The sequence below is a fragment of the Deltaproteobacteria bacterium genome (genome assembly GCA_009692615.1).
GTDB lineage: Bacteria > Desulfobacterota > Binatia > UBA9968 > UBA9968 > DP-20.
Map to the genome: position 1 here is coordinate 14,571 of SHYW01000062.1, position 14,605 is coordinate 29,175.

Annotated in this window: 12 protein-coding genes; 7 read left to right on the forward strand and 5 right to left on the reverse strand. The window is 58.0% G+C overall.

The features are described from left to right. Positions 1-10: 10 nt before the first annotated feature. The 5 genes from EXR70_15330 to EXR70_15350 all read right to left on the reverse strand — a co-directional run bounded on the left by EXR70_15330 (position 11) and on the right by EXR70_15350 (position 5,952). Positions 11-1,108, reverse strand: a complete 1,098-nt coding sequence (locus EXR70_15330; GenBank protein ID MSP39858.1) for an ABC transporter ATP-binding protein — start codon at positions 1,106-1,108, stop codon at positions 11-13. Then, complete coding sequence (locus tag EXR70_15335) at positions 1,105-2,889, reverse strand: iron ABC transporter permease (GenBank protein MSP39859.1); 1,785 nt, start codon at positions 2,887-2,889, stop codon at positions 1,105-1,107. Before EXR70_15335 ends, EXR70_15330 begins: the two co-directional genes overlap by 4 nt. 98 nt (positions 2,890-2,987) lie before the next feature. Next, entirely contained in the window at positions 2,988-4,043 is a 1,056-nt protein-coding gene (locus tag EXR70_15340; GenBank protein ID MSP39860.1) for an extracellular solute-binding protein, read from the reverse strand. A gap of 11 nt (positions 4,044-4,054) precedes the next feature. After that, positions 4,055-4,891 carry an alpha/beta fold hydrolase gene (locus tag EXR70_15345; GenBank protein MSP39861.1) on the reverse strand — a complete coding sequence of 279 codons (837 nt, stop codon included), beginning with the start codon at positions 4,889-4,891 and terminating at the stop codon, positions 4,055-4,057. Positions 4,892-5,115: 224 nt separating this feature from the next. Continuing rightward, the gene (locus tag EXR70_15350) at positions 5,116-5,952 is read right to left on the reverse strand and encodes an alpha/beta hydrolase (GenBank protein ID MSP39862.1); all 837 of its coding nucleotides are present in this window, start codon (positions 5,950-5,952) and stop codon (positions 5,116-5,118) included. A gap of 132 nt (positions 5,953-6,084) precedes the next feature. Between EXR70_15350 and EXR70_15355 the strand changes: the two genes are divergently transcribed. The 7 genes from EXR70_15355 (at position 6,085) to EXR70_15385 (ending at position 14,399) form a co-directional block, all read left to right on the forward strand. Further along, a complete protein-coding gene (locus EXR70_15355) occupies positions 6,085-6,750 on the forward strand; it encodes a hypothetical protein (GenBank protein ID MSP39863.1) in 666 nt (221 codons plus the stop codon). 70 nt (positions 6,751-6,820) lie between these two features. Further along, positions 6,821-7,813 carry an ABC transporter substrate-binding protein gene (locus EXR70_15360; protein MSP39864.1) on the forward strand — a complete coding sequence of 331 codons (993 nt, stop codon included), beginning with the start codon at positions 6,821-6,823 and terminating at the stop codon, positions 7,811-7,813. Between the two features lie 30 nt (positions 7,814-7,843). Continuing rightward, positions 7,844-8,995 (forward strand): hypothetical protein, encoded by a 1,152-nt coding sequence (locus EXR70_15365; GenBank protein ID MSP39865.1) that lies wholly within the window; start codon positions 7,844-7,846, stop codon positions 8,993-8,995. 121 nt (positions 8,996-9,116) lie between these two features. Further along, the gene (locus EXR70_15370; protein MSP39866.1) at positions 9,117-10,169 is read left to right on the forward strand and encodes a TAXI family TRAP transporter solute-binding subunit; all 1,053 of its coding nucleotides are present in this window, start codon (positions 9,117-9,119) and stop codon (positions 10,167-10,169) included. A gap of 66 nt (positions 10,170-10,235) precedes the next feature. Beyond that, complete coding sequence (locus EXR70_15375; GenBank protein ID MSP39867.1) at positions 10,236-11,273, forward strand: TAXI family TRAP transporter solute-binding subunit; 1,038 nt, start codon at positions 10,236-10,238, stop codon at positions 11,271-11,273. Positions 11,274-11,301: 28 nt separating this feature from the next. Then, entirely contained in the window at positions 11,302-12,369 is a 1,068-nt protein-coding gene (locus tag EXR70_15380) for a TAXI family TRAP transporter solute-binding subunit (GenBank protein MSP39868.1), read from the forward strand. Positions 12,370-12,443: 74 nt separating this feature from the next. After that, positions 12,444-14,399: a TRAP transporter fused permease subunit gene (locus tag EXR70_15385; protein MSP39869.1), complete on the forward strand. Its 1,956-nt coding sequence runs from the start codon at positions 12,444-12,446 to the stop codon at positions 14,397-14,399. Positions 14,400-14,605 lie beyond the last annotated feature (206 nt).

Genomic DNA, 14,605 nt, shown 5'->3' on the forward strand with positions numbered 1-14,605 from the left:
CGTCAACATCTCACGCCGGAAACACGATGCACGAATCCGGCGCCACGGAAAAACTCACTTGCTCGCCCGTACGCGGCACCCGCGCGGGATGAGCCCGGACGCGCAAGAGAATCTCACCGCAGCGCAGCATCACATCCGCGGAGTTACCGAGAAACGTCGCGCGCTCGACCAGCGCCGAACCGTGATTAGTTTCACGCGCTAGAGCTTCACTCCCGGTCAACAATTCGACGTTCTCCGGGCGAAAGAATAATGACGCGGCCATGCCCGGCTGCCATTCCGGACTGCGCAGCGAGACAAATTTACCGAGCGCTGTACTCAACAACATTTCATCCCAAGCAACATTACCCGACCGCTCGACTTGAGCGGGAATGAAATTCGCGCTGCCGAGAAAATCCGCGGTGATCCGGTGCGCCGGCCGGGTGTATAATTCTAGCGGCGCGCCGACTTCGAGCAGCGCGCCCTCATGCATCAATCCGATGCGATCCGACAGCGCCAACGCTTCCTCTTGATCGTGGGTGACGTAGACCGTCGTGATGTTGAGCGACTCATGCAGCGTTTTAAGCTCGAAGCTCATCTGCTCGCGCAGTTTGGCGTCGAGATTGCTGAGCGGCTCGTCAAGCAACAGCACTTGCGGTTCTGCGACCAAGGCCCGCGCCAGCGCGACTCGTTGTTGTTGCCCGCCGCTCAGATTCGGCGCCAAGCGATCGCCCAATTCGCCGAGCCCGAGACGCGCAAGGATTTTATCCACGCGCTGAGCTATTTCATTGCGGCTTAGAGCACTGGGCAGCGGATAGGCGACGTTCTGCGCCACGGTCATATGCGGCCAGATTGCGTAGGACTGAAACACCATGCCGATGCGGCGCTGTTCCGGCGCGATGAAGACTCTGCTGAACGAACTGAACACCAGACGATCATGAATTGAAATTTCGCCGGCCAAGGGCTGCTCCAACCCGGCGATACAGCGCAGCGTCGTGGTCTTGCCGCAGCCGCTCGGCCCGAGCAGAGTGAACAACTGCCCCTTGTCAATTTCAAACGACACGCCGCGCAAGGCGCGCACTTCGCCCTTGGCGCCGGCGAAACTCTTTTGTAAACTTTCGACGCGAATCATGGTTGCAGTTGCGATCGGCCGCGAAAAAAAGAAAACGCTTGGGCGCCAAGCAGCAGCAAGGCGGAGAGCAAAATCAAAACCACGCCCAACACCGCCGCGTCCGACGTGCGGCCATTTTGCCACATGCTCCAGATCATGGTCGAAACGACGACAGTGTCGGGATTGTAAAGCATGATCGCCATCGAAAGCTCCTGCATCGCGTGCACCGCCACCCAGAGAAAGACATTGATCAGCGCCGGTGCCAACAGCGGCATGGTAATCCGGCGCAGCGTCTTGGTCCATGGCGCGCCGGACATTTGCGAGGCTTCTTCCAATTCGCCGTGCACCTGCATCAGCGCGGCGGTCGTCGCCCGCGAACCGTAGGCGAGATATCTCGTCGTCAGCGCCAAGGCGATGATCCAGAGCGTGCCGTAGATGGGAATCGGGAAGCGTACATAGACGAAGATGAAGGCCAGGCCGATGACGATGCTCGGCACGCACTGGGGCAGAAACGACACGGTGGCGAGATAATTCGCCAGCCCATTGCCCGTCCGTTGGCGCCGCACGACAAACCAGCTGACTAGAACGGCGAGAAAAATCGTCGCCACCGACGTCACCAGCGCCAGCACGGTGGTATTCCACATGGCGCGCACCACGCTGCGATCGCGCCAAATATTTAAATAGCCATCGAAGCTCACGCGCGAGAGCGATTCCGCCGAAGGCACCGCGTAAAACGGTTGCACGCTGGTCCAGAGCAACATCACGAATGGCAGCAGCACGGCAACGAAAATGTAGCACAGGCAAAACGCCGTCGCCGCTCCGCTCCAAGCGCCTAAGCTGACTTGGCGCGGCCGATAGCCTTTGCCGGTGATGGTCGCGAAGCGCTCTTGATGCGCGGTCAGCCGCTGGTAAATCCAAATCAACAGCAACGCCGCGGCTAAGATAATCGTTCCCAAAGCCGAAGCCAGCCCGTAATCGGGCAGTCCCACTTCCGAGTGCGTCGCCCAATAGATCGCCGTGCTGAGCACGCGAATGCGCGCGGTGAAACCGAGCAAACCGGGAATGTCGAAGGACTCGATCACGACGATGATAAAGTAAATCAACGCCGCCAAGAGCGCCGGACGCATGATCGGCAAGGTGATTTTAAATGTCGTTTGCGCGATACTCCGACCGGCCATCGCGCTCTGCTCTTCCAGCGACGGGTCCATGGCGCGAAACGACGCCGCGATCATTAAATAAGCTGAAGGTACCAGACGCAGACCTTGGACGAAGCACATGCCGTAGAGCGAATAGATATCGAACGGTCCGCTGTCGCTCGAAGCCGCGAAAACATTTCGCAACACGACATTGACCAGACCGGTGCGCGGATCGAGCAACTGAATCCAGGCGATGGCCGAAAGCAACGACGGAATCGTCATCGGCACCAGGATCGCGTTGGCAATCCACGCGCGCCCACGGATAGCCGTCCGTTCCAATAACCAAGCCAAAAGAATTGCCACTGGAAGACCGACGGCTAGAGAACCTGCGGTAAAAAGAAGCGTGTCGAAAAAAATCGCCGCCATCGATGGACTGGTAAAAACCAACGCATAATTGGCGAGCGACGTGACGGTGGATTCGAAGGGCAACTTATCTTCGGTGCTCTTGACGCTAGCGTAGAGCAACATGAACAGCGGAACGAGAACGAGATAAGAGACGACGGCGAGGGTTAAGCCGAGAATCAGGGATTGAATGGAAAAGCGTCGCGCCAATGAGCGATGTTTGAGCTGAATGTCGTTGGCGACGGTGGATGACGATACGCTCATGGATGGAACAATCTCGTGCCCCCACCTCTTTCCTCCCCCGCGTCCGCCAAAGGACGGATCAGCCTAAGGCTGACGCGGGGGAGAATGAAGGAGGGGTTTTACCTCAGCGCGCCGAGCATCTTGCCGAGCTCGCGCTGAATTTCCAGAATCGTCGCGAAGGTTTTCTCGGTTTCCAGAATAATCGCCGGCTGCGCCGCCTTGATCCTCTCCGCTACGAGTCCGATGGCGTTTCTGCCGACTTCCAACGCCTGACCGGAAGTCGCGTATCTAATCTTCTGCCCGTCCGGCGAGCCGATCCAGCCGGCGATGAAGCGCGCGGCGTTGGGATGCGCCGCGGTTTTGAGCACGCCTTCCGCCGACGTCAGCACCGGCAACGGCGAGACCGGCACCCAATCCACCGGCGCGCCCTGCTTTTTCAGTCCTTCAATCGTATACGCGTAGGTACCGACGGCGACTTGCACCTGGCCGCCGGCCAGCGCTTTGGCGACGGTGGTGCCGCCCTGAACGATGATCGGCTGCTGCGCGAGAATTTTTTTGGTCAGCTCGGCGGCTTTGGACTTGCCCCACTCGGTGCCGAGCACGGCGAACGGCACCAAACGCGCTTCGATAATTATTTTCCGGCCTTTCCATTTCGGCTCGGCGAGTTCTTCCCAGCTCTTGGGCGCATCCTTGGCGCTGACCATTTTGGTGTTGTAGGAAATCGGCAGCGTGAGATTGTAGGCGCCGACAAAACGTTGATTGGCGTAGACCGCGTCGAGGCCAAAATCCTTTTCCCATGCCGGAACCGCGGCGAGCATGTCGCGATCGATCAAAGGCCGCAGCGCGCGCAGCGAACCGGACTGTATTATATCCACCGCCGCCGGCTTGCCGGCCTGGCTTTCGGCGATGATGCGTTGCACCAGCGGCTCGGGAATGCTTTCGAAATGCTCGATCTTGATGCCCGGATACTGTTTGTCGAGCGCTTCTTGCATGCGCTGGTAAATGATCGCGTCGGTGGGCCCCCAGATTACCACCACGCCTTCCTTCTTAGCCGCGGCGTAAAGTTGAGTGACGCCGTCGCTCTTTGCCTTCTCCTGTGAATGAGCAACGCCGCTGAACAATAGGACGAATAAGACGAATAGGATTTCGATCACTACAGTCCGGGTTTTTCGCATGATGTTCGCTCCTACTTGGCGATCGGATGACGCAGCAAAAAATCTTGCAACGATCGCAACGCCCCGTCGCCATCCCAAAACGTCATATGCTTCACATCCGGCACCAGCGCTAGCTCGCAGCCGGCAACCAACTCAGCCAATTTGCGCGCCGTGCCGACAGGCGTGCTGCCGCCGCGGTTCACGTCGTCGCCGGCGCCGCACATGATCAACGCCGGCACTTTTACTTTCGGCGCATTGCCCAAAGTATCCCAAGTTCGCCGCGCCTCGTAGTGATAGCGATGTTGTTCGGGACTGGTCTGCCGTTTCCACAACGCATCGGACAACGCTTTGACCACGTCTTGATGGGCGGCGAAAAACTTTTCGTCAAACGCCATATGGGTATTCTCGATGTGGCCGCGGATGAACTTCTCGAAACCATGCTGGCGAATTTCCTCTTCGTCGGTGTTGCGAATCACCCGCGGCCCGCCGTCAGTGGCTTTGGCGCCAGCACCAGCCGCGGCGATGGTCAAACTCGCAACCAAGTCGGGACGCTGGATCGCCAACGCCTGGGCAATCTGACCACCGAGGGCAAAACCCGCCGCGTGGCAACGGGTAATTTTTAAATGATCCAACAGCCCACCACAGTCCTTGGCGAACTGCTCGATCGTGTAGCCATGATCCGGCTTGCTCGAATGGCCGGTGCCGCGGCAGTCAAAAATAATCGTGCGAAATTTCTTGGCGAGAAACGGTACCACGCCGACATTCCAAGTGTCGCAAGGCCACCATGACGGTGGGCAGAGCAGCACCGCATCGCCCGCACCTTGGCTTTCGTAGTAAATAGTCAGATCGCCAAAATTCGCCGTCGGCATCTTTTACCTCACACCTGGTTTGTCGCACTAGCCATTTCAATGAGAAGGGCCGCTACCCCGCCACCCCAGGGCGTATGCCATACGCCCCTACCTCGGATTTACTCTCGGGATTTTTTTGCGTTCTTTGCGGTCAATCATCCGATTCCGATGTAGGGGCGACCGGCCGGTCGCCCTCTCCCGTTTGTAGCGCGAGATAGACCGCGATCTCAAGCGAAATGTTATCGCTAAGGCCGAAGCGGATGGCGCGATAAAAATTCTTCCAGCGCCACCAGCCCGCCACTGCCGTCCCAGAACGTCATATGCTTGGTGTCAGGAATCAAGAACAGCTCAGCGCCAGTCGTCGCCTCAGCCAAACGGCGCGCCGTTCCCACCGGCGTGCTGCCGCGACGGGCGACATCGTCATCGGCGCCGCAAATTACCAACGTCGGCACTTTGACTTCAGCAGCCTTACCCAAGGTGTCCCAAGTAAGCCGCGCCTCTTCGTGGCGGCGAAACATTTCTACGGTACTCTGACCTGACCAAACGGCGTCGGCCAATGCCGCGACGATTTCGGAATGTTCACGATAAAAAATGGAATTAAAAGCCATCGTATCGTTCTCGATATAGTTGCGAATGTAGCGCTCGAAGCCGATGGCGCCAATTTCCCGCTCGGTATCCGGCGACAAACTTCTTTGTCCACCGGCTAGCGTTTTCACTCCGGCTCCCGAAGCAGCGATGGTCAGCGTTGCCACCAGATCAGGCCGCTCAATCGCCATGGCCTGCATCATCTGCCCGCCGAGCGCGAAACCAACAGCGTGGCAGCGCGACACGCCAAGATTTGCCAGCAAGGCGATGCAATCCTCGGCAAACTGCGTCACGGAATAGCCATTTGGCGGCTGGCTACTTTTGCCAGTACCGCGGCAATCGAAAATAATCGTCTTGAAGCGCTTAGCTAAAAACGGCACGACGCCGACATTCCAAGTCGCCGATGGCCACCACGATGCCGGCGCCAACAGCACCGGTTCACCGCTTCCCTGCACATCGTAATAAAATTCCAGCTCAGCTAGTTTCGCAATCGCCATCTTCGCGCCCCATCGACTGCCTAACGTTTAGTAGCCTCGAACTTCACTGTCAAACCGATCGCGCGCCGCTTGACAGTCCATCCTTCGCTCTGCCACTGTTCAGTTACAAAAAAAAAATTTAGGGGAAAGCTTATGTCCAAAGAATTTGTCGAATCCGTCCTGAGCGAAATCATCCGTCCCGGCGTGGAACAGTTGATGAACACGCGCTTCTTCACCGAACTGCGCGCCGGCAAACTTTCCAAGAAGCGCATTCAAGGTTTCGCCGTGCAGCATTACCTTTCCAATCATGTGATCAACAAAGGTTTGGCTTTTTCCATGGTGCGCAACGCCAACAACCAGGAAATGTACGAGCAGTTCATCGAGCTATTCACCGAGGAGCAATCTCATCCCGGTCTGATGCGGCGCTTCGGCCTGGCCATCGGCCTCAGCGACGACGACTTTGACCACGGCATCATGATCTTCGAATGCTGCGCCCATACCGGAGCGATCGTCCGCGGTATGTTGGTTGGCGCGCTGGCGGAAAACCGCGTCGGCGCGTTGGTTAATGAAACGATGGTGCAGCGCTACTCCGACGAGTTCAACGCCGCCCTGGAAAAACATTACGGCGTCGACAGCCGCGCGCGCACCTTCTTCGCGGTGCACGGTAAAGTCGACATGGAGCACACGGCGATGGCTGCGGATACCGTGGCCAAGTTCGCCGTCACCGATCGTGACAAAGAAGCGGTCCGGGTCTCGGCGAAAAACATGGTGCGCTTCAAGCTCAACAAGTTCGACGGCATTTACGACACTTACGCGTAAAATAAGTTTGGCGTTCCGAGTTTTGAGTTTCGAGTTCCCTTCCCAACCCGTAAGGAATGGAGTGCGACTCATGAACCTGTCGAGACAAAGTCTAGCCGTGCTGTGCGCGCTAGCAAGCTTCGCCTTCAGCGCGATCGAAGGTCTTCAAGCCGCCGAGAAATCCGCCAAGCTCACGACCTTCCGCATCGCCTATGTCTCGCGCAGCACCCTCGACATGCCGTTCATGATCGCTCGCGACCGCGGCTTTTTCCGCGAGGAGGGATTGGAGCCGGAATTCGTCTTCATGAAGGCGATCCAAACCGTGCAAGCGATGCTTGCCGGCGGCGTCGACTTCGGCACGGCGACGGGAACCGCGATCAGCGCCGCGGTCAATGGCGCCGACGTGCGCGTCGTCTTTGCGCTCTCGGACAAACCGTCCTTTGAAATGATCTCGGTGCCGAGCATCACTAGCGTTGCGCAGCTACGCGGCAAGAAGATCGGCATCTCCGCGCCCGGCTCACTGACTGAAATCATCGCCAGGCAAATCCTCATCGCTAACAAGATTGCGCTGGATCAAGTGACGATGCTGCCGCTGGGCACCAGCGATATTACCTGGGTGGCGTTGAAGGCCGGCACTATCGACGCCACCATGCTGCAGATGCCGCAAAATTTTATCGCCCAGGACGAAGGCTTCAGAAAGCTTGCCGCTGGCGCCGATGTCTATCGCGCGGTTCAGGGCGGCCTGACGACGACCAAAGCGGTGATCAACGACAAACCGGAACTGGTGATCAAAGTTATCCGCGCCACGCAAAAAGCGCTGCGCTTGATGCGCAGCGACAAAAGATACGCCATCGAGTTTATTCGCGGCCCGTTCCTTGATATGGGAAAAGACCGCGACAAATACGCCGAGCGCGTTTACGACGCGGCAATGCAATACTTTCTCGTTAGCGGCACCGTCGACGAAAAGCTTCAGCGCGAGATGATCGCCACCGCCGCCCAGCGCACTAAGCTAGCTCAAGTGCCGGCGCCGGAACGGGTATTCGATTTTAGTTTCGCGCAGAAGGTCGCGGACACTCCGCGTTGACGATGGTAATCAGAAAGTAAAGGAAGCTAAATGAAATACAGCAGCGAGCGAATTCTCACGACCCACGCCGGCGCACTACCGCTGCCGGCAGATTTAAAAGAAATGCACAACGCCCAAGCTTCCGGCAATTCCGTCGACCAACAAGCGTTCACTAAACGCGTCAGCGGCGCGGTGGCGGACATCGTCAAGAAACAAATCGCCTGCGGCCTCGACATTATCAACGACGGCGAGCAGGGCAAGTCCAACTTTTCGCGCTACGCCCGCGACCGTTTGAGCGGATTCATCGAACGGGAAGTCAAAGCCAGCGATCAAGCCTCGACGATCTTCGCCCGCGACCTGACCGAGTTCAGCGACTATTTTCAAGCGCGCACGTACCACCGCGGCGACAACGTCAAGCGGGTATTTTGCAACGCGCCGCTGAAATATGTCGGCCACGAATCGTTGAAGGCGGAAATCCTCGACTTCCAAACCGCCCTGCAAGGGCTGAAATATGAAGAAGCGTTTCTGCCCGCCGTCGCCCCCGGCACCATCGAGCACTGGATGAAGAACGATCATTACGCCAACGACGAGGCTTATCTTGTCGCCATCGCCGACGCCATGCATGAAGAGTACAAAGCGATCGTCGACGCCGGCTTTCTTTTACAGATCGACGATCCGGATTTACCCGACGGCTGGCAGTTCATGTCGAAGATGACCGTGCCGGAATATCGTAAGTACGCCGAGCTGCGCGTCGAAGCATTGAATCACGGCCTGCGCGATATCCCGCCCGACCGCGTGCGTTTTCACACCTGCTGGGGCAGTTATCACGGCCCGCACAAGTATGACATCCCGCTGCGCGATATCATCGACATCATTTTAAAAGTGAACGCCGATACGATTTCCATCGAAGCCGCCAACCCGCGCCACGAACATGAATGGCGCGTTTGGGAAGAAGTAAAGTTGCCCGCCGGCAAAGTCCTGGTCCCCGGCGTCGTCGGCCACGCGACGGATATCGTCGAACATCCGCAAGCGATCGCCGACCGTTTGGTGCGCTACGCCAAGATCGTCGGCAAAGAGAACGTCATGGCCGGCACCGACTGCGGCCTCGGCCCGCGCGTCGGCAGCGCGCAAATCTGCTGGGCCAAGTTCGAAGCCATGGCCGAAGGCGCGCGGCTGGCGACCAAGGAATTGTGGGGCAAGTAATTCCGACGACGTATAGGGTCGACGCGCCGGTCGACCTAACAGCCAGACACGCTGCCGCTCATTTTTCGATTTGCCATTTACTCTCGAATTACATTGACGTCATCACCATGTTCGCATTATAATGACCGCCGATTTGATAGGAGATTCCATGCGACCGAAATTTTTCTTTGGCTTGATCGCGATAACGCTTCTCACGATCGCCATCACCGTTCACGCCCAGCAACTGCCCAAATCGATCGGCATCGGCTCGAACCCGCCGGGTTCTTTGTTCTACGCTTTAGCCAGCGGCTTGGCGAAAGTGGTCAGCGATTCGGCGGCGATCCAGGCGCAGGTGCAGCCCTACTCCGGCACCAGCACTTTTGTTCCGCTGTTCGACAGCGGCGAGCTCGACTTCGGCGTGGTCAACGCCGTCGACATGGGCATGGTTTACCATGGGCCGAAATTTCAAGTCGGCGGCCGCAATCCTTTTCCCCATGCCCCGAGCTCGCGCTTGATCATGCGCGGCTCGCCGCTGCGCAGCAGCTTCATCGTCAGAAAAGATTCGCCGATCAAAACTTTGGCCGATGTCAAAGGCAAACGCGCCACCGGCGAATATCCGGCCCAGCTGGCGGTCTGGTACAACATGTTCGGCGCGCTATCGAATGCCGGGCTTAATTGGAATGATGTGAAAGTCGTGCCGGTGCCGGCGGTCAACGAAGGCGTCGATGCGCTCATCCAAGGCCGCGCCGATGTGACCACTCACGCGATCGGCTCGGCGAAGCTGAAAGAAGCCGACGCCGCCGTCGGTATTCGCTTCCTATCGCTGGATTGCACCAAAGTCGGCGAGGAAAGAATCAAGAAAGCGATCCCAGGATATTATTTATCCACCGTCAAAGGCGGCTCGGCGTCAGGCATCCTCGAAGACATCTGCGCCTACACCTACGACATTTATCTCGTCGGCCACGCCAAACTACCCGACGCCGTCGTGCGCAGCGTCCTGCAAGCGATCTGGGTCAACATCGACAAGCTGCCGCAGTTCCATCCCGGCTTCGCCGAATGGACCAAAGCCCGCGCCGTCGATCCCGAAGTGACCCTGCCCTACCATCCGGCCGCGGTGCGCTATTTCAAAGACGCCGGCGCCTGGCCGGCAAAGATGGACGAAGTGCAAAAGAAACTGCTGGCGTGGAAACCGTAACGAAGATTGCCGGGCCAAATGGAGTGATGGAGTATTGGAGTGCTGGGTTCAAAACGGAGGAAGCTTATGTTAATTCGCACCTTGCTAATTCGATTGTCGGTAACGTTTAGCGTCACCCTAATTTTTTCGTTGGCAACTGCCTACGCGCAAAAACTCCCGCCTTCCGTGACCATCGGCGCCAATCCCGCGGGTACGGTTTTCTACGCCGTGGGAGCGGGCTTGGCAAAGGTGATCAGCGGCGCGGGGCCGATGCAGTCGATCGTGCAGCCTTACACTGGCACCAGTACCCTATTGCCGCTGCTCGACAGCGGCGAACTCGACTTCGCCATTGTCAATACCGTCGAAACCAATCTCGCTTACCAGGGACCAGTGAAACTAAAAATCGGCGGAAAAAACCCGTTGCCCCATGTGCCCAACGCGCGGCTGATTATGCGCGGCTCGCCTTTGTTCGTCGGTCTAGTTGGAAAAAAGGACGGCATCAAAAGCGTACACGAAATCAAAGGCAAGCGCGTCACCGGCGAGTACCCGGCGAACATCGCGATCTGGTATCACGGCTATGCTGCGCTCGCGAGCGCCGGTCTCAGCTGGGACGATGTAAAGGTCGTCCCAGTCCCCGCGCTTAACGAAGGCATCGACGCCGTTGTGCAAGGGCGCGCCGATGTGAGTATCCATTCCGTTGGCGCAGCAAAAGTAAAAGAAGCGGACGCCGCCGTCGGGGCGCGCTATATTCCGATCGATTGTAGCGCGCAAGGCGATGCGCGAGTTAGAAAAGCTGTGCCGGGCTATGTGACGACCACGCTCAAGTCAGGTCTCTCCACCGGCATTATCACCGACACCTGTGTTCTCACTTACGACATCTACATGCTCGGGCACAAAGGGTTATCCAACGATGTGGTCCAGGCTAGCCTCAAAGCGATCTGGGAAAATATCGACAAGCTGCCGCCGCTCCACGCGCAGTTCCAAGAATGGACCCGAGAGCGCGCCGCGTCGGCCGACGTAACGGTGCCGTATCATCCCGCCGCCGTGCAGTTCTACAAGGAAAAGAATTTGTGGAATGCGAAAATGGACGAGACCCAGAAACGACTGCTGGCAGTGAATCCGTAGAAGGAAGACGAAATGGAATGTTGGAGTGATGGGTTCGGACGGGAGACAAGCTATGTTTGTTAGTAAATCAATAATTCGCGGTTTCGTGTACGTTGGTATCGTCGCTGCGATCTTTGTTGGTGTGAATTCCGCGCACGCGCAGAAGCTTCCTGCCTCGACAACCATCGGCACCAATCCCGCCGGTTCGCTATTTTATTCCGTAGCGAGCGGACTCGCCAAAGTTATCAGCGGCGCCGGGCCGATGCAGGCGATCGTTCAGCCTTACACCGGTAGCAGCACGTTCTTGCCGTTGTTGGACAGTGGCGAGATCGATTACGGCATTATCAACGCCGTCGATATGGCTATGGCCTATCAAGGACCGAAGCTGAAGGTTACCGGACGTAACCCGCTACCGTTCACGCCGAATACTCGGCTGATCATGCGCGGTTCGCCGTTACTCACCAGTTTAGTTTCTAAAAAGGACGGAGCGATCAAAACCGTCGCGGACGTCAAAGGTAAAAGAGTCACCGGCGAATACCCGGCGCACCTCGCGGTCTGGTTCAGCGTCTACGGTTCCCTCACCAGCGGCGGATTGACTTGGGATGACGTCAAAGTCGTGCCGGTGCCCGCGGTCAACGAAGGCATCGACGCGCTGGTGCAAGGACGCGCGGAGGTCAGCAATCACACTGTCGCTTCGGCCAAGATCAAAGAAGCGGATGCCGCCGTTGGCGTGCGTTGCGTTTCCCTCGACTGCTCGCCCCAAGGCGAAGCGCGCGTCAAGAAAGCCGTGCCTGGTTACTATCTGACGATGCTCAAGTCCGGCCACTCAACCGGCATCATCGGCGACACCTGCGTGCAAGCATACGACATGTATTTGGTCGGCCACAAAGCTTTGTCGAACGACGTCATCAGCGCGGCTTTGAAAGCGATCTGGGACAACATCGACAAGCTCGCGCCGCTGCACCCCTCGCTGCAAGAGTGGACCCGCGAGCGCGCCGTCACGCTCGACGCGACCATGGCCTATCACCCGGCCGCCGTGCAGTTTTACAAAGAGAAAAACGTTTGGCCGGCGAAAATGGACGACACGCAGAAACGACTATTAGCTGTAAATCCGTGACTTCCGCTTCAACGGCTTGAACGGCTGGAACTGAGCGCAGCGCTTGAACGATTTGAACGGTTTGATCATTTACCATGAGTGACGAGCTCGCCGCTACACCTGGACGTTTTCGCAAGCTCACCGGCGCGCCGGCGGCGATCTTGCGCACGTTGCTGATTACGATCACCGTGCTCGGTTCGTTGTGGGCGCTGGAAATCCACCACCACTTCGAAGTTACTTTCTTTAAGCAGCAATATCTCGCGCTGTTTCTCGCCCTCGGCCTCGGCAGCGTGTTTCTCGCCGTCAAAGCTTTTCCCAAACAAGTGGGCGACAGCGTTCCTTGGTATGACTGGCTGCTCGCGCTCGGCGGCCTCGCCATCGGACTCTACGTCACGATTTTGTATCCGATCATTGCCTATCGTCTTGGCATACTCTCGCCCGATCGCTGGATCTTCGGCGGCCTTGCCATCGTGTTACTGCTCGAAGCGACCCGCCGCGTCGCCGGCGGCACGTTGGCATGGTTAGCGCTGGCGGTAATTCTCTACACCAGATTCGCCGAACATCTGCCCGGCATTTTTTATTCCAAGAGCCCCTCCTGGGCGCGCATCGCCAGCTATCTATACTTAGACTCGAACGCGATGTTCGGATTACCCATCGACGTCGCCGCCGGCGTGGTGGTCGCTTTTATTTTATTCGGCCAAGCGCTCTACGCCGTCGGCGGCGATAAATTTCTCACCGACCTAGCGCTCATCGCCACCGGCCGTTACCGCGGCGGCCCGGCGAAAGTCTCGGTTGTTTCATCCGCGCTCTTCGGCACGGTTTCGGGCAGCGCTGTGGCGAATGTCGTGGTCGACGGCGCCATCACCATACCGCTGATGAAGAGCACCGGGTTTCCGGCCCATCTCGCCGCCGCCGTCGAAGCGGTGGCGTCCAACGGCGGTCAAATCACCCCGCCAGTCATGGGCGCCGCGGCTTTTCTCATGGCGGAATTTCTAAATATCCCCTACGGCCAGATCGCCCTCGCCGCGTCCGTCCCAGCCATGCTCTACTATCTCGCGCTGTTCACGCAGATCGACTTGGAAGCGGCCAAGCGCGGCTTGCTGGGGTTGCCGCCGGATCAAATCCCCAAATTCCGCAGCGTCATTCGCTTGGGCTGGGTTTTTCTGATCCCGCTGTCGATCCTCGTCTACACACTGATGATCGAGAACTGGGAAGCCGGCAAAGCCGGCATGGTCGCGGTGATCGGCGTCTTAGTCGTCGGCGCGCTGCAAAAAGAAACCCGCCCGTCGTTCAAGAAAATCGTCGCCGCCTTCGAAGAGACCGGCAAAACGCTGCTCGACATCGCCGTCATCACCGCGCTCGCCGGCATCGTCATCGGCGCACTCCATCTCTCCGGTTTCACCTTCAAAATCTCCCTGCTGCTAGTCACGCTCTCCGGCAATAATATTTATCTACTGCTGCTCATTACCGCGTTGGGCTGCCTCTTCCTCGGCCTGCCGCTACCGACCACGGTCGTCTACATCACCCTCGCAGTCCTCGCCGCGCCGGCGTTGATACAGCTGGGAATCCCGCCGCTGGCCGCCCATCTGTTTCTCTTCTACTTCGGCATGGTCTCACTGATCACGCCGCCCGACTGTTTGCCCGTCTACATCGCCGCGTCCATCGCCCATGCGAACTTCTGGCAAACCGGCTGGACCGCCATGCGCCTCGGCATCGCCGCCTACATCGTGCCGTTTATCTTCGCACTGCATCCGCCATTGATCTTCATCGGCACGGCGAAAGAAATAATCATCGCCATCGTCACCGCCAGCATCGGCGTCGTCTTGCTCGCCGCCGGCTGCGCCGGCTATTTATTCCGCCCGCTAACATGGACCAAGCGCGGCCTGCTTTGGATCGCTGCGTTGATGCTGCTACTTCCGTCGACCAATAATTATCTGCTGTTCGCCGACTTCGCCGGTTTCGCACTGGGCGCGCTCGTGATCGCCTGGGAGTGGCAGCATCGAGAGCATGGCTCGAAAGCCGTTGTTAATTCCGCGACGATCACAAGATAATCAAGACAGAGAGGGAAAGAACTATGTCCGATTGGCGGCTACAGGGCCAAGAGAAATACCTAAGGAATCTCTGAACAAGTCATCTAGCAAGTCGTCTAATAACGAAGAGCAGAAAGACCGACAAGGTGAGGCGGGAGGAAAGAGCGTGGGGGAGCAGACAACGTTTGCGAGTTTGGCGTGGGCGAGAAAGAAAAAGCAGAGCAAGC

What these genes read in the sequence shown, in the direction of transcription:
- EXR70_15330 (MSP39858.1), bottom strand. Translation starts at nt 1,108, where the DNA reads ATGATTCGCGTCGAAAGTTTACAAAAGAGTTTCGCCGGCGCCAAGGGC.
- EXR70_15335 (MSP39859.1), bottom strand. Translation starts at nt 2,889, where the DNA reads ATGAGCGTATCGTCATCCACCGTCGCCAACGACATTCAGCTCAAACAT.
- EXR70_15340 (MSP39860.1), bottom strand. Translation starts at nt 4,043, where the DNA reads ATGCGAAAAACCCGGACTGTAGTGATCGAAATCCTATTCGTCTTATTC.
- EXR70_15345 (MSP39861.1), bottom strand. Translation starts at nt 4,891, where the DNA reads ATGCCGACGGCGAATTTTGGCGATCTGACTATTTACTACGAAAGCCAA.
- EXR70_15350 (MSP39862.1), bottom strand. Translation starts at nt 5,952, where the DNA reads ATGGCGATTGCGAAACTAGCTGAGCTGGAATTTTATTACGATGTGCAG.
- EXR70_15355 (MSP39863.1), top strand. Translation starts at nt 6,085, where the DNA reads ATGTCCAAAGAATTTGTCGAATCCGTCCTGAGCGAAATCATCCGTCCC.
- EXR70_15360 (MSP39864.1), top strand. Translation starts at nt 6,821, where the DNA reads ATGAACCTGTCGAGACAAAGTCTAGCCGTGCTGTGCGCGCTAGCAAGC.
- EXR70_15365 (MSP39865.1), top strand. Translation starts at nt 7,844, where the DNA reads ATGAAATACAGCAGCGAGCGAATTCTCACGACCCACGCCGGCGCACTA.
- EXR70_15370 (MSP39866.1), top strand. Translation starts at nt 9,117, where the DNA reads ATGACCGCCGATTTGATAGGAGATTCCATGCGACCGAAATTTTTCTTT.
- EXR70_15375 (MSP39867.1), top strand. Translation starts at nt 10,236, where the DNA reads ATGTTAATTCGCACCTTGCTAATTCGATTGTCGGTAACGTTTAGCGTC.
- EXR70_15380 (MSP39868.1), top strand. Translation starts at nt 11,302, where the DNA reads ATGGGTTCGGACGGGAGACAAGCTATGTTTGTTAGTAAATCAATAATT.
- EXR70_15385 (MSP39869.1), top strand. Translation starts at nt 12,444, where the DNA reads ATGAGTGACGAGCTCGCCGCTACACCTGGACGTTTTCGCAAGCTCACC.